22 protein-coding genes are annotated in these 25,293 nt (G+C 64.4%); 9 read left to right on the forward strand and 13 right to left on the reverse strand.

Features of this window, described 5'->3' with window-relative positions; genetic code table 11:
* The first annotated feature begins 40 nt into the window (after nucleotides 1-40).
* The gene (locus ACFSJC_RS09535) at nucleotides 41-2,308 is read left to right on the forward strand and encodes a heavy metal translocating P-type ATPase (RefSeq protein WP_386026055.1); all 2,268 of its coding nucleotides are present in this window, start codon (nucleotides 41-43) and stop codon (nucleotides 2,306-2,308) included.
* Nucleotides 2,309-2,520: 212 nt separating this feature from the next.
* Complete coding sequence (locus tag ACFSJC_RS09540; RefSeq protein ID WP_386026057.1) at nucleotides 2,521-6,090, forward strand: PAS domain S-box protein; 3,570 nt, start codon at nucleotides 2,521-2,523, stop codon at nucleotides 6,088-6,090.
* A 51-nt stretch (nucleotides 6,091-6,141) separates the two neighbouring features.
* Here the strand turns inward: ACFSJC_RS09540 and ACFSJC_RS09545 are convergent, their stop codons facing one another.
* Nucleotides 6,142-7,017: a DUF1186 domain-containing protein gene (locus tag ACFSJC_RS09545; RefSeq protein ID WP_386026059.1), complete on the reverse strand. Its 876-nt coding sequence runs from the start codon at nucleotides 7,015-7,017 to the stop codon at nucleotides 6,142-6,144.
* A gap of 212 nt (nucleotides 7,018-7,229) precedes the next feature.
* On the opposite strand from ACFSJC_RS09545, the gene ACFSJC_RS09550 reads away from it, so the two are divergent.
* The 4 genes from ACFSJC_RS09550 (at nucleotide 7,230) to ACFSJC_RS09565 (ending at nucleotide 11,036) form a co-directional block, all read left to right on the forward strand.
* Nucleotides 7,230-7,883 (forward strand): TetR/AcrR family transcriptional regulator, encoded by a 654-nt coding sequence (locus ACFSJC_RS09550; protein ID WP_386026061.1) that lies wholly within the window; start codon nucleotides 7,230-7,232, stop codon nucleotides 7,881-7,883.
* Nucleotides 7,880-8,839: an HlyD family secretion protein gene (locus tag ACFSJC_RS09555; protein WP_386026063.1), complete on the forward strand. Its 960-nt coding sequence runs from the start codon at nucleotides 7,880-7,882 to the stop codon at nucleotides 8,837-8,839. Before ACFSJC_RS09550 ends, ACFSJC_RS09555 begins: the two co-directional genes overlap by 4 nt.
* A 158-nt stretch (nucleotides 8,840-8,997) precedes the next feature.
* Nucleotides 8,998-9,936: an ABC transporter ATP-binding protein gene (locus ACFSJC_RS09560; RefSeq protein WP_386026065.1), complete on the forward strand. Its 939-nt coding sequence runs from the start codon at nucleotides 8,998-9,000 to the stop codon at nucleotides 9,934-9,936.
* Complete coding sequence (locus tag ACFSJC_RS09565; protein WP_386026067.1) at nucleotides 9,933-11,036, forward strand: ABC transporter permease; 1,104 nt, start codon at nucleotides 9,933-9,935, stop codon at nucleotides 11,034-11,036. The genes ACFSJC_RS09560 and ACFSJC_RS09565 overlap by 4 nt, the downstream gene beginning before the upstream one ends.
* A gap of 48 nt (nucleotides 11,037-11,084) precedes the next feature.
* Here the strand turns inward: ACFSJC_RS09565 and ACFSJC_RS09570 are convergent, their stop codons facing one another.
* The 10 genes from ACFSJC_RS09570 to ACFSJC_RS09615 form a co-directional block, all read right to left on the reverse strand.
* On the reverse strand, nucleotides 11,085-11,324 hold the full coding sequence (locus tag ACFSJC_RS09570) for a hypothetical protein (RefSeq protein ID WP_386026069.1): 240 nt from the start codon (nucleotides 11,322-11,324) through the stop codon (nucleotides 11,085-11,087).
* On the reverse strand, nucleotides 11,321-11,518 hold the full coding sequence (locus tag ACFSJC_RS09575; protein ID WP_386026071.1) for a type II toxin-antitoxin system HicA family toxin: 198 nt from the start codon (nucleotides 11,516-11,518) through the stop codon (nucleotides 11,321-11,323). Before ACFSJC_RS09575 ends, ACFSJC_RS09570 begins: the two co-directional genes overlap by 4 nt.
* 182 nt (nucleotides 11,519-11,700) lie before the next feature.
* Nucleotides 11,701-12,402: a hypothetical protein gene (locus tag ACFSJC_RS09580; protein WP_386026073.1), complete on the reverse strand. Its 702-nt coding sequence runs from the start codon at nucleotides 12,400-12,402 to the stop codon at nucleotides 11,701-11,703.
* On the reverse strand, nucleotides 12,402-13,607 hold the full coding sequence (locus ACFSJC_RS09585) for an AAA family ATPase (RefSeq protein ID WP_386026075.1): 1,206 nt from the start codon (nucleotides 13,605-13,607) through the stop codon (nucleotides 12,402-12,404). Before ACFSJC_RS09585 ends, ACFSJC_RS09580 begins: the two co-directional genes overlap by 1 nt.
* A 139-nt stretch (nucleotides 13,608-13,746) precedes the next feature.
* Nucleotides 13,747-14,214: a PIN domain-containing protein gene (locus ACFSJC_RS09590; protein ID WP_386026077.1), complete on the reverse strand. Its 468-nt coding sequence runs from the start codon at nucleotides 14,212-14,214 to the stop codon at nucleotides 13,747-13,749.
* 2 nt (nucleotides 14,215-14,216) lie between these two features.
* Nucleotides 14,217-14,477, reverse strand: coding sequence for a hypothetical protein (locus tag ACFSJC_RS09595; protein WP_386026079.1), 261 nt, complete (start codon nucleotides 14,475-14,477; stop codon nucleotides 14,217-14,219).
* A 96-nt stretch (nucleotides 14,478-14,573) separates the two neighbouring features.
* The gene (gene blaOXA / locus ACFSJC_RS09600) at nucleotides 14,574-15,350 is read right to left on the reverse strand and encodes a class D beta-lactamase (protein WP_386026081.1); all 777 of its coding nucleotides are present in this window, start codon (nucleotides 15,348-15,350) and stop codon (nucleotides 14,574-14,576) included.
* 143 nt (nucleotides 15,351-15,493) lie between these two features.
* Nucleotides 15,494-15,775, reverse strand: a complete 282-nt coding sequence (locus ACFSJC_RS09605; protein ID WP_386026083.1) for a type II toxin-antitoxin system VapC family toxin — start codon at nucleotides 15,773-15,775, stop codon at nucleotides 15,494-15,496.
* A gap of 8 nt (nucleotides 15,776-15,783) precedes the next feature.
* Nucleotides 15,784-16,878, reverse strand: coding sequence for an ATP-binding protein (locus ACFSJC_RS09610; RefSeq protein ID WP_386026085.1), 1,095 nt, complete (start codon nucleotides 16,876-16,878; stop codon nucleotides 15,784-15,786).
* A complete protein-coding gene (locus tag ACFSJC_RS09615) occupies nucleotides 16,875-17,609 on the reverse strand; it encodes a response regulator (protein WP_386026087.1) in 735 nt (244 codons plus the stop codon). The genes ACFSJC_RS09610 and ACFSJC_RS09615 overlap by 4 nt, the downstream gene beginning before the upstream one ends.
* 163 nt (nucleotides 17,610-17,772) lie before the next feature.
* Between ACFSJC_RS09615 and ACFSJC_RS09620 the strand changes: the two genes are divergently transcribed.
* The 3 genes from ACFSJC_RS09620 to ACFSJC_RS09630 are packed head-to-tail and all read left to right on the forward strand — an operon-like array spanning nucleotide 17,773 to nucleotide 23,523.
* On the forward strand, nucleotides 17,773-18,927 hold the full coding sequence (locus tag ACFSJC_RS09620; RefSeq protein ID WP_386026089.1) for an efflux RND transporter periplasmic adaptor subunit: 1,155 nt from the start codon (nucleotides 17,773-17,775) through the stop codon (nucleotides 18,925-18,927).
* Between the two features lie 16 nt (nucleotides 18,928-18,943).
* Nucleotides 18,944-22,081 (forward strand): multidrug efflux RND transporter permease subunit, encoded by a 3,138-nt coding sequence (locus ACFSJC_RS09625; RefSeq protein WP_386026091.1) that lies wholly within the window; start codon nucleotides 18,944-18,946, stop codon nucleotides 22,079-22,081.
* Nucleotides 22,078-23,523: an efflux transporter outer membrane subunit gene (locus ACFSJC_RS09630; RefSeq protein ID WP_386026093.1), complete on the forward strand. Its 1,446-nt coding sequence runs from the start codon at nucleotides 22,078-22,080 to the stop codon at nucleotides 23,521-23,523. Before ACFSJC_RS09625 ends, ACFSJC_RS09630 begins: the two co-directional genes overlap by 4 nt.
* Nucleotides 23,524-23,564: 41 nt before the next feature.
* Here the strand turns inward: ACFSJC_RS09630 and ACFSJC_RS09635 are convergent, their stop codons facing one another.
* Complete coding sequence (locus ACFSJC_RS09635; protein WP_386026095.1) at nucleotides 23,565-24,416, reverse strand: helix-turn-helix domain-containing protein; 852 nt, start codon at nucleotides 24,414-24,416, stop codon at nucleotides 23,565-23,567.
* Nucleotides 24,400-25,212 (reverse strand): methyltransferase, encoded by an 813-nt coding sequence (locus ACFSJC_RS09640; protein ID WP_386026097.1) that lies wholly within the window; start codon nucleotides 25,210-25,212, stop codon nucleotides 24,400-24,402. Before ACFSJC_RS09640 ends, ACFSJC_RS09635 begins: the two co-directional genes overlap by 17 nt.
* Between the last annotated feature and the right edge of the window lie 81 nt (nucleotides 25,213-25,293).

The raw sequence follows: 25,293 nt of genomic DNA on the forward strand, positions 1-25,293 counted from the left end.
GATAAGGACTCAAGCAATATCGAGCGAGGTGAATCGAGTCATGCCAATTCAAGCGATCGAAACAGCGGTATCGGCACCCATGGAGACCCGGCTGCAGGTCGATGGGATGGACTGCGGAGCCTGTGCGAACAAGGTGGAGACGGCGCTCGGGCGGCTGCCCGGAGTGCGTCTGGTCACAGTGTCGCTGGCGAGCGCCGAGGTGCGGATCGGGCACGACCCGAACACCGACCTCGCGGCCATTCGCGAGACCCTCTCGCGTCTGGGCTTCAGCCCGCGCGACCCGGTGCCCGACACGGCACCGGCCTGCGGTTGCGGCGCGACGTCCTGCGCCGCGCCCGAAAACGGCCGACCGGCATCCGAGACGCCCTGGTGGCGCAGCCGTCAGGGACTGCTCACTCTGGGCACCGGTGCGCTCATGCTCTGCGCCTATGGCGCGGCGAGCCTGTTCCCCGCCTTCGAGCGCCCCATCTTTCTCGCCGCAGTGCTGCTCGGGCTGATCCCGGTGGCCCGGCGCGCCTGGGCCTCGGCGCGGCTCGGCAGTCCGCTTTCGATCGAGACCCTGATGAGCCTGGCCGCGATCGCGGCGGTATCGGTCGGCGCCGAGGCCGAGGCGGCGGCGGTGCTCTTTCTGTTCCAGGTCGGCGAGTCGCTCGAAGGCGTGGCGGCGCGGCGCTCGCGCGACGGGATCGGCGCCCTGATCGAGCTGCTGCCGCGTAACGCCCAACGCGAGACGGCGGACGGCACGCTGGAGACGGTCGCCGCCGAGCGCCTGCTGGTCGACGACCGCATCCAGGTCCACGCGGGCGAGCGCATCCCGGCCGACGGCGAGGTGCTGGAGGGAATCGGCGGGGTCGACGAGTCGCCGCTGAGCGGCGAGAGCCTGCCCCAGATCAAGCGTCCGGGCGACTCGGTCTTCGCCGGCAGCGTCAATCTCGAAAGCCGACTGCGCATCCGCGTCACGGCCGATGCCGCCGACAACACCATCGCCCGGATCGCCAGCCTGGTGCGCGAGGCCCAGGCGCGCAAGGCGCCGAGCGCGCGCTTCATCGAACGCTTCGCTCGCGTCTACACCCCGCTGGTGGTGGTCTTCGCCACCCTGGTCGCGGTAGTCCCGCCGCTGTTCCTTGGCGCGGTCTGGTCCGAGTGGATCTACCGGGGCGCGGCCATCCTCCTGATCGGCTGCCCCTGCGCACTGGTGATCTCCACCCCGGCGGCGATCGCCGCCGGGCTCGCCGCCGGTGCCCGCCACGGACTGCTGATGAAGGGCGGCGCCGTGCTCGAAGGGTTGGCGCGCATCAGCCGCGTCGCCTTCGACAAGACCGGCACCCTGACCCTCGGCCAGCCCCAGGTCACCGAGACGATCGTGCTCGCCGGGACCCGCGAGCAGTTGCTCGCCCGCGCCGCTGCGCTGAGCGCGGGCTCGGCCCATCCGCTCGCACGGGCGATCCTCGCCCACGCCGGCTCGGCCGGAATCGCACCCGCCGCGCCCGACGCGATCCAGGCACTGCCAGGACGGGGCGTCAGCGCCCGGATCGCGGACAGCGACTGCTTTCTCGGCTCGCTCGCGGCGGCACGCGAACGGCTCGACGACGACAGCGCGCTCATCGAGGCAGCCGAGCCCCAACTGGCGCTGGGGCGCAGCCTCTCGGTGCTGGTCGAGGACGGACGCGCGCTCGGCCTGATCGCCATGCACGACGCCCCGCGCGAGGACGCCCGCGCCGGGATCGTAGCACTCGAACGGCTCGGGATCGGAAGCCTGGTGCTCAGCGGCGATCAGCGCCCGGCGGTCGAGGCCCTGGCCGGCCCGCTGGGGATCGAGGCCCACGCCGGGCTGCTGCCCGAGGACAAGCAGCGACTGGTGCGCGAACTGCAAGACGCTGGCGAGCGAGTGGCCAAGGTCGGCGACGGCATCAACGATGCCCCCGCGCTGGCCGCCGCCGAGATCGGCATCGCCATGGGCGGCGGCACCGAGGTGGCGCTGGAAACGGCCGACGCGGCCAGCCTGCATGGGCGGGTCGGCGACGTCGCCGCCATGGTCCGGCTCGCGCGCCGCACACTGCAGGTCATTCACCAGAACGTCACCATCGCCGTCGGGCTCAAGCTGGGACTGATGGTCACCACCCTGATCGGGCTCACCGGGCTCTGGCCAGCGGTGCTCGCCGACACCGGGGCGACCGTACTGGTGACGGCCAACGCCCTGCGGCTGCTGCGTATCCGCGTCATTGAGACCGAGGCGGGATCGTCGCAACCCTCGTCCCGACAGGATTGCCGGGCACACAGCGGCGGCAGTTGCGCCTGCACCGACTGACACGCACGAGGCCAAGGGAATGGCCTATCGCCATCCATGATCCATCGCGGCACCGCATTTTTTGTGTTTACCGAGGCCCAGGATATTGGCGAGAATCGCGAATACTCTGTGTATTTGGGGATTTCGACCCAGCAAAGGCGCAACCGACACCCGCCACGCGGGGTAAACGGCCTCCGGCGCCGCCCGCCCAGACCCAGCGAGAGATGCGACTCATGAACGCTAGTCCGCCCCTTCAGGTCGATGAAGCACGGGTGTTCTGGAATCATCCGAACGGCCGATTCGTCGATGCCAGCGAGGCGGCCTGCGAGTCGCTCGGCTACAGCCGAGAAGCGCTGTGCGATCTATCTATCTGGGACGTCGTTACGGAACTGACCCCCGAAGGCTGGCTGGAGCATTGGGACACCCTGCGCCGGACGCGCCTTCTGCGCTTCCGCGCCACACACCGCCATCGCGACGGCACGCGCTTCGAGGTCGATGTCTGCGTCCATTGCGCCCAGCTCGCAGGACAGGCATACGCGTGCGCCCTGGTCTATCCCCTGGCGCAGAGTCGCCGAAACCGGATCGCACACCAGGAGAACGCCGCGCGCCTGGCGCTCGCGCTCGACGTCTCGGGACAGGCACTGTTCGAGTTGGATCTGCTGACCGGCCAGGTAGCCATGAGCCAGGAGTCCGCGCGACTGCTGGAGCGAGATCCAACCTGTCTGGAGGTGCCACTCGCGAGCTGGCGGGAGTGGATCCATCCCGACGACCGGGATCGGATCATGGGGCTCTACGCCGATTGCGTCGCCGGCAAACGGGAGGATATCAGCGCTGACTTCCGCATCCTGTCCGGTTCCGGACGCTGGATCTGGCTGCGCTCGGCCTCGCGCGTCTTCCAGTGGGACAGCGCCAAACGCCCACTGCGCATGCTGGGCACGCATCTGGACATCACTGAATCCAAGAAGATCGAGGAGAGGCTCAGGCTCACCCAAACGATCATCGACCGTATCTCTATCGGTGTCTTCTGGTTCGACACACTGGGACGGATCATCTATGTGAACGACATCGGATGTCGCTGGCTCGGCTACGAACTGGGCGAACTCATCGGCGAGACGGTGGAGAAGTTCGATGCGAGCTTCGATGCCCAACGAGCAGTCGAAATCGCCAAGCAGCCGCAGCCAAACGGGGTCATAGTCTTCGAGACTCGCCACCGCCGCAAGGACGGCACCTCCTACCCGGTCGAGATCACGGCGACCTTCCTCGACATTGGCGAGCAGCGATATCGTCTGGCCTTCGCCCGCGACATCAGCGGATGGAAGGCCGACAAGGATGCATTGCGGGAGCATACCCGGTTTCTGGAAAGCCTGGACCGCATCTCACGCGTCCTCACCCGTTCCGAGCGCGACACATCCCTCCTCGCCGGGCTGGCCTACGAGATCATGGACATCTTCCAGGCCGACCGCGCCTTCTTTCTGCATCCCTGCGACCCGAACGGGTCCATTGCGCCCGTCATCATGGAGGTCGCTCGAACCCTAGTCCCAGGAACCATGGCCGCAAGACGCGAGATCGAGCCAGACGCGGACTTCAAGCGCGTCATGCGCCAGATATTGACCCAGACAGGGGCCGTACTCACCGAGTTCGACGCATCCACCAAGTCCTTTCGCGACTACAGCATTCACAGTCAGATGGCGATCGCGCTGCTCACGGGCTCCGATCAACCCTGGATCCTCGGGCTCCATCAGTGCGATCGTCGACGGAGCTGGACCGAACGCGAGCAATGGCTGTTCGAGAAGATCGCGGAGCGCGTCGGCGAGGCCCTGTCGGGCTATCTCCTGCTCAAGAGACTCAAGGACAGCGAGGCGCGCTATCGTGTCGTCTTCGACAACTCACTCGACGCCATTCTGGTGCACGATGCCAAAGGAACGATTCTCGCCGCCAACCAAACCGCGCTACACGCCTATGGATTAACAGACGCACGGATCTCGCGTTACACCATCGCAGACCTCTCTGGCCCCGAAAATTCGACCGACGATCTGTTGGAACGCTGGGAGCAGATCATGGCGGGACAGACCGCCCGCTTCGAGTGGATGGCCAAGCAGGCCAGCGCAGTAGAGACCTTTCCAGTCGAGGTCATGCTGCGCTCCATCCAATACGGGGATGAGCGGGTCATCCTCGCCAATACGCGCGATATCTCGGAGCGCAAGCGCAACGAGACGGCGCTGCGTCAGAGCGAGGAGCGTTTCGCCAAGGCCTTTCACGCCAACCCGGTGGCGATGATCATTTCGACCATGAACGAGGGACGCATCATCGATGCCAATGACTGCTGGCTACGACTGGTCGGAGCCAAACGCGAGGAGGTCATCGGCCGCACCACGATCGAGACGCAGATCTGGGCCGATGAGGCGTTCCGTCAGCAGATGCTCGACCGGTTACGCGAAACCGGCTCCTTCCAAGAGGTTCCCTTGGTCATCCAGACCCGCAGAGACGAGGCTCGGGAGATCCTCTGGTCGGCCGAGACCATCACGATCAAGGGCGAGTCTGTCCTGCTGTCCCTGGTCTACGACCTCACCGAGCAGCGACGCACCGAGCGTGCCTTGCGCGAGAGCGAGGCCCGGCTGAGAACCGCCATCGAAAGCATCCCCTTCGATTTCTTCATCATTGGCGCCGATGGATGCTATGCCCTGCAGAATTCGGCGTCGCGGGCACGTTGGGGCCGCCTGATCGGAACCTCCCCACAGGAAACCGCTCACCAGGATGACGCACGCTGGGAAACCAAGTCCCGGACCGCCCTCTCCGGAGCCATCGTCGACGAGGAGCTTCAGCAACGTCTGGACGGAGAAAGCGCCTACTTCCACAACGTCCTCGCCCCGATCGAGGATAACGGCCAGATCAGCGGTTTGGTCGAACTGAACATGGATGTCACGGAGCGCAAGAAGGTCGAGCAGGAGTTGCAGCGCTATCGCGAGCACCTTGAGGAATTGGTGGCCGAGCGCACGAGCGCGCTTCAACAGGCCATGAGTCAGCTGACACAGGCGGAGAAGCTGGCGGCGCTCGGCAACCTGGTGGCAGGCGTCGCCCATGAGCTCAATACCCCGCTGGGCAACGCACGCATGGCTGCCAGCACGCTCAGCGCCCATCTCGACGAACTGGCCACCGCCTTCGAGGCTGGAACGCTCCGTCGCGGACAGCTCTCCGGCTTTCTGCGCAACGGACAGGAAACGGTCGATCTTCTAGAGCGCAACACGGTGCGCGCGGCCGATCTGATCGGTCACTTCAAGGAGATCGCCGTCGACCAAACCAGTGTCCGACGCCGCTGTTTCAACCTGCGCCGAACAATCGATGAGGTGCTGGCGACCATGCGGCCGACGCTGAAGAAAACGTCCCATCGGCTCGAAATCGAGATTCCTCACGAGCTGGAATTGGACAGCTACCCCGGCCCATTGGAGCAAATCATCGCGAATCTGGTCGAAAATTCGCTGACGCACGGACTCGCCGGACAAACCTCAGGAACCATGTGGATCAAGGCACGGATCCCCGCTCCGGGACAGATTCTGCTCGAATACGGAGACGATGGCGTCGGCATCCCGGAAACGTCCCAGGCACAGATTTTCGACCCCTTCTTCACCACGCGACTGGGCGAAGGCGGCAGCGGGCTGGGACTCTACATCGTCCACAACCTCATCAGCGGCGTACTCGGCGGAAGCATCCGGCTCGACAGCGAGCTCGGCAAGGGCGCACGTTTCATTCTCACCTTTCCAGAAAAGGCCCCCAAGCACCAGCCGGTCGAACCTCCAATGCTTTGAACGAACCGTTCAGCCGCCCCGAAGTCCGCTCGCGCCGATTCCGACCGACCGTCACTGCAAACAGCACTTCTTGTATTTCTTTCCACTCCCGCAGGGACAGGGATCGTTGCGGCCGACCTTCACCGCATTGACGTGCGTTCTTTGCACAAGCGTCGGCATCGGCATCGGAGCGGGGTTGGCGATCTTGCGGGTTTCCCTGATATAGGCCCAGTCGCGCATTTCGACCACAGCGTCCTCGATCGGCCCCTTTTCCTTGGCCGAGCGCGTCGCCTGGTCCTTGTCCTCGACCATCGCCCGCTCGACACTGTCCATCTGAATGAAGAAGGTATCGACCAAACCGTCGGCGAAGGCGCGCTCGATTTCGGGCAACAGTTCCTCCGGATACAGATCGCAACAGACCGAGACGAGCGAGCCCCACATAAAATCCGAGTCGCGCTCCAGCTTGCCATTGAATAGCGACCGGAAATACTCGACGACAGGCTCGCGCTCCAGCTCACCCCAGTCGACGAGAGCGACCAGCGTCCGCATGCAGGCGCTACGCACATATTCGTTCACCTCGCGATCCTCGATCATCGCCTTGATCGGATCCAGATCGCCGCCGCAGACCGCACCCAACACGCGATACAGATCCTCGGTCACAAAATCGTCGGCCAGATCTAAACAGAGATCGCCAGGCACCGAGAACAGCTTTACGACCAGCGGATAGGCGGCCCGCTCCCGAAACTGCGCCAGGAGATACAGGGCATACATATGCAGCATGGCATCCTGTGCCTCCGCGACCTTCCGTGGGTCATCGGCCGCCGATCGAAGGCAGTCCAACAGGACCGGAGTGATCGCCTCCCGCTGCTCCACTGCGGCGCGCACGGCCTCCTCCGGGAACGTGCGATCGATGGTTTCGAGTTGCTGTTTGATGTCTTCGATATTCATATTCACTTCGCTCTATGACCGTTGAATGACCGAGACCGACTCGGGCGCGCAAGCATAACGCCTCCCTTTCGTTCCGACAGCCGAGCCGAATCGGTCACTTCGCGCAAACAATAGACCGCGAGCAGGATAGGACATGAGATCGCTGTCCGCGCACGCCGATTCAGCATCACGGTACCGTTGACATAATAATTAAACAATTGTTTAATTTAATCATGACCAAGACGACCACAGGCCCCGGACGACCCAGACGCAAAGATCCGGACGCGGTGCGCCAGGCGCTGATCGCGGCGGCGCGCGATCACTTCGCCCAGGGCTCGTTCAAGACGGTCTCGGTGCGCGAAATCGCACGGGCGGCTGGGGTGAACCAAGCGATGGTGAACTACTACTTCGGCGACAAACGGGGGCTCTACGAGGCCATGCTGCAGGAGACCATCGGTCCGCTGATTCGAACCCTGGAGGAGGCCGAGGCGCGCGGCGAGGTCGCCCGGCTGGAGGATCTGATCCCCAGACACGCGGCGACGCTCGCGGCCAATCCCTGGCTGCCCAACCTCATCATCCGCGAGGTGCTCTACGGCGAGTCCGAATTCCGCAACCTCTTCATCGAGAAGTTCGCCTCGCGGGTCGCCGGCGCGCTGCGGCGCGCCATCGACGGCGGACGGGACAAGGGCGAGTTGAGGGACGACCTGGATCCCAAATTCGGCACGCTCATCCTCTTCAGTCTGACCATCTATCCCTTCGTCGCCCGGCCCATCGTCGAGCGCGCCATGGGGATCCCGATCGACGACGCCTTCGCCGGACGCTGGTCCGAGCAGATCCTGCAGCTCCTGGCCCCACCCAAGCCACCACCGGAGGACGAGGACCCATGAGAAAGATACTGCTATCGATCGCCCTGATCGGCCTCGCCGGCTGCGGCCAGGATCCGAGCACGGCCGTCGGCACGCTCGAATGGGATCGGGTCGAGCTGATCGCCGAGCTCTCCGAGCCGATCGTCGAGATCCAGCACCGCGAGGGCGACCGGCTCGCCGAGGGCGAGGTCATCCTGAGGCTCGATCCGCGCCGGGCGCAGGCGCGACTGGACGCGGCACGGGCCGCCCGCGAACAGGCCGAGGCCCGCCTGGCCGAGCTCGAGCGTGGTCCGCGCGCCGAGCGCATCGCCGAGGCCCGGGCCAGACTGAGCGGCGCCCAGGACGACCTGGCGGTACGCGAACGCGAACTCGAACGGCTCTCGGCCCTGCTGAAACGCAAGCTCACCAGCCCCGATTCGGTGGACGCCGCCCGCCGTCTGCGCGACCAGTCGCGCAGCGAGCAGGACCGGGCCAGCGCCGCACTCGCCGAGCTGGAGCACGGCACCACCGCCGAGGAGCTGGACCAGGCCCGGGCGGCACTCGCCCAGGCGCGCGCCAACGAGCGCGAGCGGACACTCGATCTAGAGCGACTGACCATCCGCTCGCCACGCGACGGACGGCTCGACGACCTGCCCTACCGTCTCGGCGAGCAGCCAGCCGTCGGCAAGGTGGTCGCCCTGATGCTCGCCGGACCCACCCCCTATGCGCGGGTCTACGTGCCCGAGGCGATCCGCGCCCGGGTCGCGCCCGGCACCGGCGCCAGCATCGCGGTCGACGGCCTCGACACACCCTTCGCCGGACGGGTGCGCAAGGTGCTCGCCGATCCGGCCTTCACGCCCTACTACGCCCTCACCGAGCGCGATCGCGGACGCCTAACCTATCTGGCCGAGATCGACCTCCAGGACGCGCCCGAATCCCTGCCGGCCGGGGTCCCGCTGGTCGCCAGCTTCCAGCTCAGCGGCCCGGGCAAGCATTGAGGGATGCCCAGGAGAAAATACTTGAACCGCAAAGGCGCAAAGGATTTCAATCGGTTGCCTGTGATGCGACTCCGCGAAGCAAATCCCCGTTTTCCTTCGCGTCCTTCGCGCCTTTGCGGTTCAAATCCCCGAATCCAGGTCCAATACCCGAGGCCAGGATGAACAACGACTATGCAATCGAATCCCACGGACTGACCCGCCGTTTCGGCGCCTTCACCGCCGTGGACCACATCGATCTGCGCGTCCCGCGCGCCCAGATCTACGGCTTCCTCGGACCCAACGGGTCGGGCAAGTCGACCACCATCCGCATGCTCTGCGGTCTGCTCACCCCCTCGGAGGGCGAAGCGCGGGTGCTGGGGCATCCGGTCCCTGGCGACGCCGACGCGCTCAAGCAGCAGATCGGCTACATGACCCAGCGCTTCTCGCTCTACGAGGACCTGGACGTCGAGGAAAACCTGGGCTTCATCGCCGACATCTACTGTCTGCCTCGCAAGACGCGCCGCGCCCGGATCGAGACCCAGCTGGAGCGCTACGACCTGATCGGGCAGCGCCGCCAGCGCGCCGGCACCATGAGCGGCGGCCAAAAGCAGCGGCTCGCGCTCGCCGCCGCCACCCTGCACGCGCCGCCCCTGCTCTTCCTCGACGAGCCGACCAGCGCGGTCGACCCCCAGAGCCGGCGTGACTTCTGGGAGGCCCTCTTCGCCCTGGTCGCCGAGGGCACCACCATCCTGGTCTCGACCCACTACATGGACGAGGCCGAGCGCTGTCACCGTCTGGCGATCCTGCAGCGGGGACGCATCGTCGCCGACGGCACCCCGACCCAGCTCTATGCCGGCATGGAGGCCCTGGTGGTGGAGGTGGAGACGGACGCGCCCGGACCCGCGCGCGCGGCGCTGGACGGACTGGCGCCCATCCTCAGCGTCACCCAGCTCGGGGTGCGGCTGCGGGTGCTGGTCGCCAAGGCGGTCGAGGACGCGCCCGAGCTGGTGCGCTCCGCGCTGGTGGCCGCCGGCGTCGAGGCCCGGGTCCAGCCGGTCCATCCGAGCCTGGAGGACGTCTTCGTCCTCGCGACCGATTCCGACGGAGCCGAGCCATGAGCCGCTGTCTCACCCGACTGGGCGCGATCCTCTTCAAGGAGGTCCGGCAGCTGCGCCGCGACCGTCTCACCTTCGGCATGATCGTCGGCATCCCGCTGATTCAGCTGATGCTGTTCGGCTACGCCATCAACACCGACGTGCGCCACCTGCCGGCTGGGGTGGCCGACCAGGCCCAGACCTCGCTCTCGCGGGCGCTGATCGCCGATAGCCAGGCGACCCAGGTGGTGGACATCCATCGAAGCGTGCGCGGACCCGAGGAGCTGGAGCGCCTGCTACGGCGCGGCGAGATCGCGGTCGGCCTCCACATCCCGCCCGACTTCGGACGCCGGCTGCAGGATCCCGAGCGCCCGGCCGCCCAACTGCTGGCCGACGGCACCGACCCGGTCGTCCTGATGGCGGCCCGCCAGCTCGCCCAGATCACGCTCGACTACGACACGGCGGCGGACAAGCCGAGCGGCGAGCCGGTCTTCGAGGTCCGCAACTTCTACAACCCGGAGCGGCGTTCGGCACTCAACATCGTGCCCGGTCTGATCGGCGTCATCCTGACCCTGACGATGGTGCTCTTCACCGCGGTCGCCATCGTCCGCGAGGCCGAGCGCGGCAACCTGGAGCTGCTGATCAACACCCCGGTGCGCAGCATCGAGCTGATGATCGGCAAGATCATCCCCTACGTCCTCATCGGTCTGGTGCAGGTGAGCATCATCCTAGCCCTCGGCATGCTGCTGTTCGGCGTGCCCGTGCGGGGCGCGCTCTATCAGGTCTATCTCGCCGCCCTGCTCTTCATCGCCGCCAACCTGACCCTGGGCCTGGTCATCTCCACCGCCGCCAAGACCCAATTCCAGGCGATGCAAATGACCTTCTTCATCTTCCTGCCCTCGATCCTGCTCTCGGGATTCATGTTCCCCTTCGCCGGCATGCCCAAAGCCGCGCAGTATTTTTCCGAGCTGCTGCCGCTGACCCATTTCATCCGGATGATCCGGGGGATCATGCTGCGTGGGGCCAGTTTGGGGGATATGCCAGGGGAGGTGGTGGCGCTGATTGTTTTTGCGGGGGTAACGCTGACGCTGGCTGTATCTCGGTTTAGTAAGACGTTGGATTGAGGCGGTCCACCACCAAACCGGCGGCGCGGGGTCGTCTGGAGCAACTGGCTAGGCAACGTCCTGTAGTCGATTTACGAGATCATGTCCAGCCGTGGGCTCCGGTAACGGTTTGCCGTCGTGATGATAAAGCTCAATGACTTCGTCGATGACTTGGCAGAGTTGCTTGAAAACGGCCACTTCGTCGTCCCCATGGCATCCGCCGAACATCAGCCCAGGGCAGCTTCCCACGTAGCACTGATCTTCTTCTGACCACTCGACAATCTTGGCGTATCGATCGCTGTCTTTCATCTCTTGGACTCCGCGATGGCGCGCTCCACGGCGCGAACAAGATACTGCTTTGCGTCGTCACCTGGTTTGCCAGGAATTGTGATAGGTTTCTGAACGTTCTGATGAACGAAATTGCGGTGACTGCCCTTGCCACCGCGATTGGCAAAGCCGGCTTGCTCAAGCCGAGCAATGAGCTCCCTTACTTTTGGTGGCATAGTGGATGCTCACTTCTTCTATTGGCTAACGTTGCCGGTAACCCGTGACGCCACACTCCTTGCCAGTCGCGCCGTCCAACTTTCCTGCGTCGGGTTGAGGGGTATGTTAGCAGGAAAACGTGGTCTGTTCCGGTTTTCCTGGGTTTTCCTGTGTCCCGGCTTTCCCTTCCCGTAAGAAGCTATCACGCCTCTACTTGTAATGCCCCGAAGCTCTTGCACAACTCAAAAAAACCGAGTAAATGACGCATGCTCTGAAGACAGGAAGGCTCGGACTCCAATCGATTTACGAGATGCCTGACGTAGCTAGGCTCACAAACAGCTCCCGGCCTCGATTTCGAGTAACTAATATTCTTATCTCGAAACATAGCCTTGAGATAACTGTAATGAAAACGCGCCAAGGTCCCAACGTAATCATTTGGTTTAGGCATTATTTCAGGATCATAAACGGATACGTCGTAATGTCGCGACAGCAATGCAACATCTTTATCAGACGGATTTCTTGAATAAATTCTTTTATTCCCAAGAAACCATGTCTCCATGCAAACTATTTGCGGGAATATCTTTAGACTATCGTCGCCAATCACAAGACCCTCATCTTTAACGAAAGACCGTACTTCGTCCGTTTTTTCCTGAAAAGAAAGATCATCGCCGTCTATAACTAAAGCAAGGTAATCATAACTCCCACACTCGTTGAAATCATCAACAGCATTCACCAGATGATCTGTCAAAATTCCTGGAAAACCACCTCCACTTATTAGGTAGTAATTATTCTCTACAGCATCACGTGGCGAATCGACTCTTGAGAGTTCGGGCAAAAAATAAGCTAACCATTTAGGGTAGACAATACGCTCCGTTTTCCCCTCAACCAAAAAGTAGATATTCATTACTGAACACCCTCAAGATACTCCTCCAGATTTATTAACTGTGTAAATGCCTGATGCTTTGATGTACCCAAATTAAAATCAGCCGCATCACGCGCAAATACTATTCCCGCTTTCCGAGTAATAATCTTCCAATTAGGAAAATCAATGTTGTTAATTATATAAGGGTGATGACTGGTCATAATAAATTGAAGATCACGCCCAGCCTCCAGGATGCTATCCGTAAGATCATCTATACAATTCACGCCCAAACTATTCTCAAACTCGTCAATTAGAATCAAGCTTGAATCAGCACAAAGATAGAGTTCCGCCACATGCATCAGAACCCTATGCATTCCAGAAGACATCTTACTTTCATCAATCCAGTTACTTATTCCTTTCTCCTTAATCTGAATGATGGGAGTCTCACGAAAGAACAAAGGGACCTTTTTACCATTATCCGTAAGCGGCTCGACTTTCACCTTTTCCACATACGGAAAAACATCAATGAAAGAGCCCGCTATCTCATCGAAACATTCCCTTTGATTCATATAAGCGAAGTACAACTTTAACTTGATACCCTCTCGACAATTACGGATAGCCTCTATCGTCTTATAAGCCTCAAGCTTCTCATCTAACTCTTCATCGAAAGCAAAGCGCCTAAGGGCCATTGCTGAGCCTGTGTTATCGTCAAAAATGACGCGCTCGAACTCAGCAGTAATACCCCCGATCTTTTCTTCCTCTTTGAGCAGCGAGAGCACACTTTCGGTTTGCGATAACTTCACTGTCTCTTTGCCATCAAAAACTATGCCTGCTGACGTTCTAGAAACTAACTCGCATTCATCGACAAAAACTTTTTCAAATTCAATCTTTGGCTTATCTTTCTCTTCATCTTCACCCAGATCAAAAATCCTTTCTGCCGCGAGCCCTTTGTCCTCAAATGCCCCCTCCCATCTGCACTCACTTCTTGTTCTTGTATGAAAAATTATTGACCACCTAACTCCATTCAAGGACTCACCTCGAGAGATCTTTTTCAAATCGAGTATGGCTCTCAGAATACGAGTCTTACCAACGCCTGAAGCACCAACAAGTAGCGTCAACTGGTCGAACGAGATAGACTTTAAGCACCATCCAGTGGTTCTGCTCTCATATGAAAGTTTATTTATTCGCATTTTCCTAAACCCCAGCCCTTTTAAGTTGCCATTTTGAGCGAGAAAAAGGGGGCGCATTTATTTTTGATCGAAGAGGTGGACGCGCTAGCCGTCCACACGGATAAGTCAGGCTCCTTGTGCTTCTAATCATACGACCTCTTTTCCAATCAGTTTCCCAATCATGCGCAACTATATTTCTAATCAGCTCCAAAGCGCATTACGTGAATGATGCGCCAAGCTGCCAGCGGATCTGCTGGCGTACCTTGGTCGACAGATAGAGACCGTGGACATCCACCAATTCATCGACCTTGGTCATGGCAGTCGAGGAATCCAGGTGACCGAGACGTTGGGCAAGGACGATCAGACCGAGGGTGCCGATGGGTTTGAGACCAAGCTGACCGGCTCTGGTCCGCGCGGCCTTGTCATCGATGGCAACCAGATCGATCCCTTGCTCGCGTGCCAGGACCATGGCTTCAAGCTCACCCCGATGGAGCGTGCCGAGGGCGCCGCGAACGAAGGCATCACCGACTTCGGACAATTGCCGACATTGGATGAAATCGGGTAAATCCAGTCCGGTTTCGGCAACCACGGCGGGCGGGGCGAGCACCTGTGTGAAGCAGTTGCTCAGCAACGGAAGCAATTCGATCTTGACCAGGAAGATCAAGGGGCTAGCGTTGGTAACCAATCTCACGAGTGCTGACCCACGAGCTCTTCGACGAGAAGCAGGTCTTCCTGCACCGTTTCATCGGTGATAACGAAGCCATGACCGAAATGCTCCTTGAGCCGATAGTGGAATTCCTCATAACCAAGACCAGCGAGGGCCGCAGCGGCGGCGAAACTGACCTTGTGTGCGTGGTAGAGACCAGCCGCGAGGAAGAAGTCGCTAGCACCCTGCCCGAGGGTTTCCAGCAGCGGAGCGAAATCCGGGTTGATCGTCGGTGTGGGCATGGTCGGGCTCCGAGCTTTGAGTTCCGAGAAGCTGTTCTAATCCACCTGAGACAAGTCGTCCAGTCCATTTACCCAACTGCCCCTGAAACGTTCTTTTCAGTCGAGGATGCCCTTGGCCCGCAAGGCATCCCGCGTCAGCGCCGCCCGGAGCGGCAGATCCGCTTTATCCTTCAGGTCGAGATTCATCGCGAAGATCCAGGTGTCGTCGTTCGTTTCGACATAGCCGACGTACCAGCCGACCGACGGGGTCGAGCGCGCGAACCAGCCGGTCTTGGCGCGCAGCGTCCAGTCCGGGCTCCGCTCGACGACCATGATGTCGCGCAGGGTGTCGTAGGCGTGGGGACTGAAGGGCAGTGTGCGGCGCACCAGCTGCTCGATGAAGCCGACCTGCTCGATGGCGCTGATCCGCAGCGATCCGTCCAGCCAGAACTCGGTCAGCGCGAAGGGCTCGGAGAGGGTTCCGTAACCGGCCCGACGGATCGCCTGCCGATAGGTCTCGGCACCCACGCGCTGTGCCAGGATCTGATAACACCAGACGCAGGACACCTTGAAGGCGCTGGCGAGGGTCTGGTCTCGATTCCAATCCGGGATGGAATGCTGCCGGCCGTCCCAGATGAAACGGTCGTCCGCGCCAGCGATCGCCTTGGCGTCGAGGGCGATCAGGGTATTGAAGATCTTGAAGGTCGAGGCCGGAGAGAAGCGGCGCTGGGCGCGTGCGTCATCGTGGACGAAGGTCTCGCCGGTGCGCAGCGAGGAGAGCACCAGCGTGCCCTCGCGGTCGGCGTGGGCGAAGAGTGACGCGATCTCCGCGTCCTCGGCCAAAACGGGACAGGGCAGGAGAAGAACGGCCAGAATCGCAACGAGACGATGCATGAGAGCACTCCGAGTGAGATGTACAGTGCCAGGGACAGATTGGCGAACGAGGGGCGGAGCAACCGATGGCGAGATCGGCTACGCGACCTTGCCCGAACCGTCGACAGAAAGAAAAGGGGGACGCATTGAAAAGGGGGACGCATTTATTTTCGGTGGGGCAAGTCGAGATCGCGGATACCTTCCGGGCCGCAGCGTGATTCGATGACGATGGACAGTTCCGCATAGGTGGTTGCGGAAAGACGTCTGCAGGAAGCAGCCTCGATCGCCTCGTTGAAGGCCCTCCGGTCCAGCTCGTCTTGAAGGATGGCCATGATGGCTGATGTATCGATGACTATCAGCCAGTAGCCTAGGATATCGTCTGCTGAGCGGGAATCCAGCACTGGCAGCTGTGCGCTGTGGCGGACAATCTCGTCGAGGCGTAACACTGTGGGACTCAATCAGCACGCGCCTCTGCTCGAACCAAAAAATCCAATTTCGGCCAGTCGATGAGGAACAGACTCCCCCCGCGAGCGGACGACCGGCAAACCGCATGACCGCCATGCGCCTCTGCAATGGCCTTGACCACGGCCAGGCCCAGGCCGCTGCCGCCATGTTTGCGCGAACGCGACGGATCGCCTCGGCGAAATGCCTCGAATACGTCGGCCGCAGCCTCGCTGGCGATACCCGGGCCTTCATCTTCCACGCTCAGGCAGTACAGGCCCTCCGATTCCTCCAGGCGCACGGTCAGGATGCCCGGATCGGCATGCTGCAGCGCGTTTTCCAGCAGTGCCATCAGGGCCTGGCGCATACGGACCGGATCGCAGTCCGGCCGCAGTCCGGTATCGAGCGCCTGCTGCAAGACGAACCCTCGCGCGGACAGCGCCGTCGCGAAGACCTGGATCACGGTACGCAGCTCCTCGGCCAGCCCGACCTTGTCTCGCTGCAGCTCCAGATGACCGCTGTCCTTGAGACTGAGTACGCGCAGGTCCTCGATCAGTCGGCTCAGACCTTCCACTTGGCGCAGCAGACCCTCGAAGATCTCGTTGCTGGGGCTGAAGACGCCTTCCGCGAGACCCTGCAGACGCCCGCGCAGAATGGTGACCGGCGTGCGCAGTTCATGGGCGATGGCGGCGTTCCAGAACTCGCGCTCGCGGGTCATGCCCTGCAGGCGCTCGGCCATGGCGTTGAAGTCGCGCACCAGCTGCGCCGTTTCGCCCATCGCCTGTTCGTCCATCCGCGCCCGGGCGTCGAGCCTGCCCTGGGCCACTTCCCGCAGGCTGTGCGCCACCGAGTTGAGCGGCGTGATGAGGCGCCGCGACAGGCGGATGGCGACGAACACCGCCATGCCGAGCGCGGCGACGATGGTCCCGACGATCCAGACCATCTCGACCCGCGAGGGCATCCAGGTTTCGGAAATGGAGCCCGGCAGGTAGGTCACGGCGACGGCATAGAAGACGTAGGAGCCGAATACCGAGATCAGGATGATGCCCAGCGCCATCACGGCCAGAGACTGGACGATTTGACGGCGCAGGCCCGGCGCGCGCTTCATGGATCGCCGCCGAAGCGATAGCCCACGCCCCAGACGCTGCTCGGCACGCCCCGGATGTCCAGGGCCTCGAGTTTCTTGCGAAGCTTGCTGATGTGGCTGTCGACGGTGCGCTCCTGGGTATCGCCTTCGGGCAGGCAGTCGACCAGCAGCTCCGCGCGGCTGAACGCCCGCTTCGGCGCACGCATCAGACAGGCGAGCAGTTTGAACTCGGTCAGCGTCAGCTCCAGCGTCTGCGACTGACCATGACGAAGCACGCTGGCTTCATGGCTGTCGAGGTCGATCTGGAACGGGCCGACGCGCAGCACCTGCGGGGCGGCGGGCGCGCTCGCGCGTGTGCGCCGCAGCACCGCCTGCACCCGCGCCACCACCTCGGCCGGGTTGAAGGGTTTGACCACGTAGTCGTCGGCCCCCAGGCGCAGCCCCATCAGCTTGTCGATGTCCTGATCGAGCGCGGTGAGCATGATCACCGGCGTGTCGCTGCGCGAACGGATGTCGCTGAGCACCTTCCAGCCGTCGAGTTGCGGCATCAGCACGTCGAGCAGGACCAGATCCGGCTTGAGCGCCTGGTGCAGGGCCAATGCCTGGTGGCCGTCGGTGGCGTGCTGGGTGCGCAGCCCGCTGCGCTGCAGGTAGGCGATGAGGATGTCGGCGATCTCGGCCTCGTCCTCGGCGATCAGTACCAATGCCGAGGCAGAGGCGGCGAGGCTGAGGCGCGCGTTGGGATCGGACATGGGCGGGCTCGCTGGCGATGGATCAGAAGTTTATCGCGCCCTCCATGCTTTCTCCACAAAGCCTCGAATCATTCGCAACAGCCGCGCGCCAGACTGCCGCCTCGATGTCCTCCCGACCGAAAACAGCGCGTCCGGGAGATCCGTTCAGCGAGGTGAGTAGGCGATGTGCATCAAACAACGGCATCCGGGCATTCTGCTCGCGGGGCTTGCCGTATTGGTACTGGCCGGTTGCGATTCGGCGCAGCAGGCTGAAGAAGCGCCCGCGCCGGTTCGGGTGTCGGTGATGATACTCGAGACGAGCGAACTGTCGGTCAGAGAGGATCTGCCCGGTCGCGTGGCGGCCGTGCGCAGCGCCGAGATTCGTGCGCAGATCGGCGGCATCGTGCAGCGACGCCTGTTCGAGCAGGGAGCCGAGATCAAGGCCGGTGACCGGCTGTTCCAGATCAACCCGGCGCCGTTCGAGGCCGAGGTGGACAGCGCCGCGGCGGCCTTGCAGCGCGCCGAGGCGGTCTTGGCGCGGGCGCGCGTGCAGGCCGATCGGCTCACCCCACTGATGCGGGCCGAGGCGGTCAGCCGCCAGGTGTATGACGATGCCGTGGCGCTACGTGACCAGGCCGCCGCCGACGTGGCCCAAGCCAAGGCGACGCTGGCGCGGCGCAGGCTGGACCTGCAGTTCGCCAGCGTCGAGGCGCCGATCGCCGGGCGGATCGACCAGGCCCTGGTCAGCGAGGGCGCGCTGGTCTCGCCGACCGATGCCACGCCCATGGCCAGGATCCAGCAGATCGACCAGGTGTACGTCGATGTGCGCCAGTCCGCCTCCGTGTTGGAGACACTGCGCCAGCAGGTCCGCTCGGACAGGCCGGAGCTGACCGTGGAGATCCTTGGCAGCGACGGCAAGCCCCTGGGCATGCAGGGGCGCATCCTGTTCTCCGGCATCGAGGTGGACGCCGGTACCGGCGACGTGCTGCTGCGCGTTCTGGTCGACAACCCGCAGCGTCGCCTGCTGCCCGGCCTCTACGTGCAGGCGCGGATTCCCCGTGCGCATTACGCCGATGCCCTGACCGTGCCCCAGCAGGCGGTGACCCGCACGGCGGGCCAGGCCAGGGTGTGGGTGCTGGATGCGCACGGCCAGGCGCAGCCGGTGGCCATCGAACTCGGCGAGCTGGTGGCGCGCCGCTACCGCGTCGTATCCGGGCTCAGCGCCGGGCAGCAGGTGGTGATCGAAGGCATCGAGCGTCTGAGCCCGAATGCGCAGGTCGCCGCACGTCCCTGGCAGCCCGCTGCCGCCCGCGAACAGCTCAGCGCCATCGCGCGCTGAGTTCGGAGAAACCCTCATGCCGCAGTTTTTCATCGACCGCCCGGTGTTCGCCTGGGTGATCGCCCTGTTCATCGTGCTGGCCGGCGTCATCGCCATCCCGCAGTTGCCCATCGCCCGCTACCCCTCGGTGGCGCCGCCGACGGTGAGCCTTTACGCCACCTATCCGGGGGCCACTCCACAGACCCTCGACGACTCGGTGGTGAGCCAGATCGAGCGCGAGCTCTCGGGGGTGAAGAACCTGCTGTACTTCGAATCCTCGGTCGACACCTCGGGCAGCGCGCAGATCACCGCCACCTTCAAGCCGGGCACCGACGCCGAGCTGGCCCAGGTGGACGTTCAGAACCGCATCAAGGCGGTCGAGCCGCGGCTGCCCCAGGCGGTTCGCCAGAACGGCCTGCAGGTGGAGTCCGCCGCCTCCGGATTCCTGATGATGGTCGGCATGACCTCGCCCAACGGACAGTTCGACGAGGTCGCGCTGAACGACTACTTCGCGCGCAATATCGTCCAGGACCTGCGCCGCATCGACGGCGTGGGCCGTGTGCAAATGTTCGGCGCCGAGCAGGCCATGCGCATCTGGGTCGACCCGAACAAGCTCACCGCCTATGGCCTGACGATGGACGAACTGGCCCAGGCGATCGAGCAGCAGAACGCGCAGATCGCCCCCGGGCGGATCGGCGACGAACCGGCGCTGCCGGGCCAGCGCCTCACCGTGCCGCTGACCGTGCAGGGACAACTGACCACGCCGGTGGAGTTCGCCGCCGTCGTCCTGCGTGCGGACGCCGATGGGGCGAAGGTGGTGCTTGGCGATGTGGCGCGGGTCGAGCTGGGCGCAGAGTCCTACGCCTTTTCCAACCGCGAGAACGGCGTGGCGGCGACCAGCGCCGCGATCCAGCTCTCGCCCGGCGCCAACGCGGTGCGCACCGCCGCCGCCGTGCGCGCGCGCCTGGCCGAGCTGGCGCCGACCCTGCCGGCGGGCATGGCCTACTCGGTGCCGTTCGATACCGCCCCCTTCGTTAAGGTGTCCATCGAGAAGGTGATCTACACCCTGTTCGAGGCCATGGCGCTGGTGTTCCTGGTGATGTACCTGTTCCTGCAGAACCTGCGCTACACCCTGATCCCGGCCATCGTCGCGCCCATCGCGCTGCTCGGCACCTTCGCGGTGATGCTGCTGGCCGGCTTCTCGATCAACTCGCTGACCATGTTCGGCATGGTGCTGGCCATCGGCATCATCGTCGACGACGCCATCGTGGTGGTGGAGAACGTCGAGCGGCTGATGGCCACCCAGGGGCTCTCCCCACGGGAGGCGACCTCGCGGGCGATGCGGGAAGTCACCGGCGCGATCATCGGCATCACCCTGGTGCTCACCGCCGTGTTCATCCCCATGGCCTTCGGCAGCGGTTCGGTAGGGGTGATCTACCAGCAGTTCACCCTGTCGATGGCGGTGTCGATCCTGTTCTCGGCATTCCTCGCCCTGAGCCTGACGCCGGCGCTGTGCGCCACCCTGCTGCGTCCGGTCAGCACTGACCTCCACGAGAAGCGCAGCTTCCTCGGTGCCTTCAACCGTGGCTTCGAACGCTTCACGGCGGGATACGGCACGCGCGTGGCCCGCCTGGCCGGTCGCAGCGGGCGGATGATGGCGGTGTACGTGGCGATCTGCGCGGTGCTGGTTATCGCCGCCACGCAGTTGCCGTCGTCCTTTCTGCCCGAGGAGGATCAGGGCTACTTCATGACCTCCATTCAGTTGCCCACCGGCGCCACCAGCGAGCGCACGCTGGACGTGGTCAAGTCCTTCGAGGCACATGTCGCCTCGCGTCCGGCGCTGGACGCCAACCTGGTGGTACTGGGCTTCAGCTTCTCCGGCTCCGGCCCCAATGCGGCCATGGCCTTCACCATGCTCAAGGACTGGGATCAGCGTCATGGCGCCACCGCCGCCGAAGAAGCAGAGCTGGCGCAGCAGGCCATGGCCGACACCGTCGAGGGCACGGTGATGAGCCTGATGCCGCCGGCCATCGACGAGCTGGGCACCTCGTCCGGCTTCACCCTTTTACTGCAGGACCGGGCCAACCGGGGCGAGGCCGCGCTGCTCGCCGCGCAGGCCCAACTGCTGGAACTGGCGGCGCAGAGCGAGGTGGTCAGCGACGTCTATCCGGATGGTCTGCCCCCTGGCGAGAGCATCCGCCTGGAGATCGACCGGCAGAAGGCCGAGGCCATGGGCCTCTCCTTCACCGCCGTGAGCAGCACCCTGTCGGCGGCCATGGGTTCGCTGTACGTCAACGACTTCCCCAATGCCGGGCGCATGCAGCAGGTCATCCTGCAGGCCGACGCCCCGGCGCGCATGCAGCTGGACGATGTGCTCGGCCTGCGCGTGCGCAATGCCAGCGGCGGCATGCTACCGCTGCGCGAGGTGGTGACGCCGGTGTGGAGCGAGTCGCCGCAGCAGATGATGCGCTTCCAGGGCTTTCCGGCCGTGCGTATCGCCGGAGGCCCCGCGCCGGGCGTTTCCAGCGGCGCGGCGATGGCCGAGATGGAACGCCTGGTGGCGCAGTTGCCGCAAGGCTTTGCCGTGGCCTGGACGGGACAGTCGCTGCAGGAGCGCCAGTCGGCGGCACAGGCACCGCTGCTGATGCTGCTGTCGGCACTGGTGGTGTTCCTGGTGCTGGCGGCGCTGTACGAGAGCTGGTCGATCCCGCTGTCGGTGATGCTGGTGGTGCCCCTGGGTCTGCTCGGCGCGGTGGCGGCGGTGATGCTGCGCGGCATGCCCAACGACCTGTTCTTCAAGGTGGGGATGATCACCATCATCGGCCTGTCGGCGAAGAACGCCATCCTCATCGTCGAGTTCGCCCGCCAGCTGCATGCCGATGGGCGCACGCTGATCGACGCCGCAGCGAGCGCCGCGCGCCTGCGCCTGCGGCCGATCCTGATGACCTCGCTGGCCTTCACCCTCGGCGTGGTGCCGCTGATGCTCGCCAGCGGCGCCAGCGCGGAGACCCAGCATGCCATCGGCACCGGGGTGTTCGGCGGCATGCTCAGCGGCACCCTGCTGGCGGTGTTCTTCGTGCCGGCCTTCTTCGTCTTCGTCATCGGCACGCAGGAGCGCCTCGCCGCCTGGCGCGCGCGACGCGGCGCCGCAACACGCCCCCTGGAGAACGGATGATGCGCCGGTTACTGACCCTGCCGCTGATCGGCTGTCTCGGCGCCTGCTCGCTGACGCCCGCGCTGCAGCGCCCTCCAGCGCCGGTGCCGGCGAGCTTCCCCGTAGCCTCGGCGGTGCCGGCGTCGGCGCCAGCATCGGCCGTGCCCGCCAGTGCGCTGGGCTGGCGCGCGATGTTCGGCGACCCGCGCCTGCAACGGCTGATCGACCTGGCCCTGGAGAACAACCGCGACCTGCGCCTGGCCACACTCAACGTCCAGGCGGCGCGGGCGCGCTCGAACATCGAGGGCGCCGCGAGCCTGCCGACCGTGGGGCTGGACGCGACGCACAGTCGCGAACGCACCCTGGCCACCGATGCGACCAGCCGCGAGCTGGATCGGCAGACCGGAGTGAATGTCGCGCTCAGTGCCTTCGAGCTGGATCTGTTCGGCCGCGTGCGGACGCTCTCCGAGGCCGCGTTTGCGCGCTACCTGGCGAGCGAGCAGGGGCGCGACGCCGCGCAGATCGCACTGGTGGGCGCGGTGGCCGACGCCTACTTCACCCAGCGCCTGGCCGACGAACAGCTGCGACTGTCCGAACGCACCCTGACCGATTGGCGACAGTCCCTGGAGTTGGCGCGCCTGCTCAAGCAGGCCGAGCAGAACAGCAGCCTGGACGTGGCCCAGGCCGAAGGGCAGGTCGCCCTGGCCGAGGCCGATGTGGAAGGGCGCCGTCGCGCCCTGGCCGAGGCGGACAACGCGCTGCAGTTGCTGGTGGGCAGCGAGCTGCCCGGCGACCTGCCGCCCGCCGTGTCGCTGGAGCGCCAGCCGGTGATCGCGCGCCTGCCGGCTGGGCTGCCGGCCGATCTGTTGCTGACCCGCCCGGATCTGCGCCAGGCCGAACAGATGCTGGTGGCGGCCAACGCCGATGTGGGTGCGGCTCGGGCCGCGTTCTTCCCGCAGATCTCGCTCACCGCATCCTTCGGCTATGCCAGCGCCTCGCTCGGCAGCCTGTTCGACCCGGCCCGGGAGGTCTGGCGTTTCGCGCCACAGATTTCCCAGCCGCTGTTCCAGGGCGGGCGTCTGCGCGCCGAGCTGCGCCTGGCCGAGGTACGCAAATCCGAGGCCGTGGCCCAGTACGAACGTGCCATCCAAGTCGCCTTCCGCGAGGTGGCCGATGCACTGGCGGGCACCGCCACCTTCGACCGTCAGATCGAGGCACAGCGACGTGCGGTGAGTGCGACGCAACGCAGCCTGGAGCTGTCCGAGCTGCGCTATCGCGCGGGCTTGGACGGGCGCCTGGACCTGCTCGACGCGCAACGCCAGCTCTACGCCTCCCGGCAGGCGCTGCTGGATCTGCGCCGCGCGGAGATCGCCAACCGGGTCGCGCTGTACAAGGCCCTCGGCGGCGGCCTGCATGCGGACAGCGATGATGCGGCAGCGGCTCCCACTGAATCCCGCGGTTGACGGCGAATCGGATTCCGCCCGGTGCCCGACGCTTGTCGGGTTCAGGGGATCCGCGGCGAGCGCGCCAGGACGCCCGGCGTGTAGCCGTAGGCACGCTTGAAGAGCCGGGTCAGATGGGGCTGATCGGCGAACCCGGTCTCGGCCGCCGCCACGCAGATCCCGACCCCGTGGACGATGAGCGCATGCGCCCGTTCCAGACGGGCCTGGACCAGCCAGGCATGCGGCGGAAGACCGTAGGCGCGAGCGAAGGCCCGCAGTAGGCGGTAGCGTCCGGCACCCGTCGCCTGTTCGAGATCGGACAGGGTCACGGCCTCGGCCAGATGATCGGCGAGATAGTCGCGCACCGACCGGGCCAGACCGGGCTCGACGGCATGACGGCGATCTCTCGCGCGCTCCGCACCATGGACCTGGACGAGATGGCCGAGGGCCGCGAGCAGCCGGCTCTCCCGCTCCAGGGGATCGGCCGCCCGAAAGATCCGGAAGAAGGCGGCGAGCCGCGCGACCGCCCGTGGATCCTCGATGACGCCGACGGGAAAGTCCGGCGGCGCTTCGCTCCCCTCGTCCAGGTCGCCGCGCAACCCTGTCAGCATTCCGGCCGGGATCTGCAGGGTCCAATAGGTCCAGCCATCCAGATCGGCCTCGCCGGTATGGATCTCGCCCGGATCGGCGAGACAGAGGGTACCGGCCGGGGCGACCAGGCTCCGACGCCGGTAGACGAATCGGTTGGCGCCGCGCACCACCAGCCCGACCGTATAGTCGTCGTGGAAATGGCGCGGAAAGGCCAGATGACGGACATCGGCCCGCCGCACCCACAGGACCTCGTCCCGGTCCTGGATGCGCCAGCACCGGGTATGGGATTCCGCTCGGGACTCGGATTCAGCCAGACTCGCCATGCGCCCCCTTGCTGCCGACCGCCTCGAAGAAGAGGTAATAGAAGCTTCCATTGCCGCTGTCCACCGCCAGGAGATCCTCGATGCCGCGCTCCCAGAGCCGTGCGTCGAAACCGCCCGCCACCGCACTGGCCCGTACGCCGTCGACCATGGGAACGATGATGCGCCGCATGAAGCCCTCGCGCAGCAGCGGATCGCCCGCATCGGCGTGGATCAGTATCGGAGCGACGCTCACCTCCGAGAATCCGGACGCCGTCAGAAGCCCACGCAATCGCCGCCCGATCATGGGATCGCCCCCGAGCCGGCGCTGCTCGGCGATCAGGGCGTCCCAAACGGCCCGTGATGCCGGCGTCTCCGGCTGAAAGCGGAAGGAGCCGTGGTCGCCCTCGATCAGGGTCAGGGTTCCGCCCGCCCGCAGCATGCCGCGCAGCCGCGCGAGCGCCGCCTCGGGCTGTCTCAGATGCTCCAGCAGAAAACAGACGAAGGCATGATCGAAGACCTCGCCCGTCAAGGGATCCCGGCCCAGATCGCCATGGACGAAGCGAAGGCTCCGCTCCCATCCGGCGAGACGCTCCCGGGCCAGCTCCAGCTGACCGGCATCGACGTCCAGACAGGTCAGATGGATGCCCGGGTTGTCCTCCAGCAGGGCCAGGCTCTGCCGGCCGCTGCCGCAACCCGGCTCCAGCACCCGGCTGCCGGCCGGGAAACGGAGGCCGCGGTGCAGGAAGGGACGCAGGATCGCCGCCTGATCCGAGAGACGCTCGGCCTCGCGCGCCGAATAGCCGTGAATGTAGCCCATGGTTTCACCCATCTCCGTTTCGCAGGACGGAGACGATAGCCGGTGCGGATCCCTTCGTCTTGAATACGCTTGCAGCCTGCG

The sequence above is a fragment of the Thiorhodococcus fuscus genome (genome assembly GCF_042682685.1).
GTDB lineage: Bacteria > Pseudomonadota > Gammaproteobacteria > Chromatiales > Chromatiaceae > Imhoffiella > Imhoffiella fuscus.

Excerpts from the sequence above, each read along its gene's own strand:
- ACFSJC_RS09535 (WP_386026055.1), top strand. The coding sequence starts at position 41 with ATGCCAATTCAAGCGATCGAAACAGCGGTATCGGCACCCATGGAGACC.
- ACFSJC_RS09540 (WP_386026057.1), top strand. The coding sequence starts at position 2,521 with ATGAACGCTAGTCCGCCCCTTCAGGTCGATGAAGCACGGGTGTTCTGG.
- ACFSJC_RS09545 (WP_386026059.1), bottom strand. The coding sequence starts at position 7,017 with ATGAATATCGAAGACATCAAACAGCAACTCGAAACCATCGATCGCACG.
- ACFSJC_RS09550 (WP_386026061.1), top strand. The coding sequence starts at position 7,230 with ATGACCAAGACGACCACAGGCCCCGGACGACCCAGACGCAAAGATCCG.
- ACFSJC_RS09555 (WP_386026063.1), top strand. The coding sequence starts at position 7,880 with ATGAGAAAGATACTGCTATCGATCGCCCTGATCGGCCTCGCCGGCTGC.
- ACFSJC_RS09560 (WP_386026065.1), top strand. The coding sequence starts at position 8,998 with ATGAACAACGACTATGCAATCGAATCCCACGGACTGACCCGCCGTTTC.
- ACFSJC_RS09565 (WP_386026067.1), top strand. The coding sequence starts at position 9,933 with ATGAGCCGCTGTCTCACCCGACTGGGCGCGATCCTCTTCAAGGAGGTC.
- ACFSJC_RS09570 (WP_386026069.1), bottom strand. The coding sequence starts at position 11,324 with ATGAAAGACAGCGATCGATACGCCAAGATTGTCGAGTGGTCAGAAGAA.
- ACFSJC_RS09575 (WP_386026071.1), bottom strand. The coding sequence starts at position 11,518 with ATGCCACCAAAAGTAAGGGAGCTCATTGCTCGGCTTGAGCAAGCCGGC.
- ACFSJC_RS09580 (WP_386026073.1), bottom strand. The coding sequence starts at position 12,402 with ATGAATATCTACTTTTTGGTTGAGGGGAAAACGGAGCGTATTGTCTAC.
- ACFSJC_RS09585 (WP_386026075.1), bottom strand. The coding sequence starts at position 13,607 with ATGCGCCCCCTTTTTCTCGCTCAAAATGGCAACTTAAAAGGGCTGGGG.
- ACFSJC_RS09595 (WP_386026079.1), bottom strand. The coding sequence starts at position 14,477 with ATGCCCACACCGACGATCAACCCGGATTTCGCTCCGCTGCTGGAAACC.
- blaOXA (WP_386026081.1), bottom strand. The coding sequence starts at position 15,350 with ATGCATCGTCTCGTTGCGATTCTGGCCGTTCTTCTCCTGCCCTGTCCC.
- ACFSJC_RS09610 (WP_386026085.1), bottom strand. The coding sequence starts at position 16,878 with ATGAAGCGCGCGCCGGGCCTGCGCCGTCAAATCGTCCAGTCTCTGGCC.
- ACFSJC_RS09615 (WP_386026087.1), bottom strand. The coding sequence starts at position 17,609 with ATGTCCGATCCCAACGCGCGCCTCAGCCTCGCCGCCTCTGCCTCGGCA.
- ACFSJC_RS09620 (WP_386026089.1), top strand. The coding sequence starts at position 17,773 with ATGTGCATCAAACAACGGCATCCGGGCATTCTGCTCGCGGGGCTTGCC.
- ACFSJC_RS09625 (WP_386026091.1), top strand. The coding sequence starts at position 18,944 with ATGCCGCAGTTTTTCATCGACCGCCCGGTGTTCGCCTGGGTGATCGCC.
- ACFSJC_RS09630 (WP_386026093.1), top strand. The coding sequence starts at position 22,078 with ATGATGCGCCGGTTACTGACCCTGCCGCTGATCGGCTGTCTCGGCGCC.
- ACFSJC_RS09635 (WP_386026095.1), bottom strand. The coding sequence starts at position 24,416 with ATGGCGAGTCTGGCTGAATCCGAGTCCCGAGCGGAATCCCATACCCGG.
- ACFSJC_RS09640 (WP_386026097.1), bottom strand. The coding sequence starts at position 25,212 with ATGGGCTACATTCACGGCTATTCGGCGCGCGAGGCCGAGCGTCTCTCG.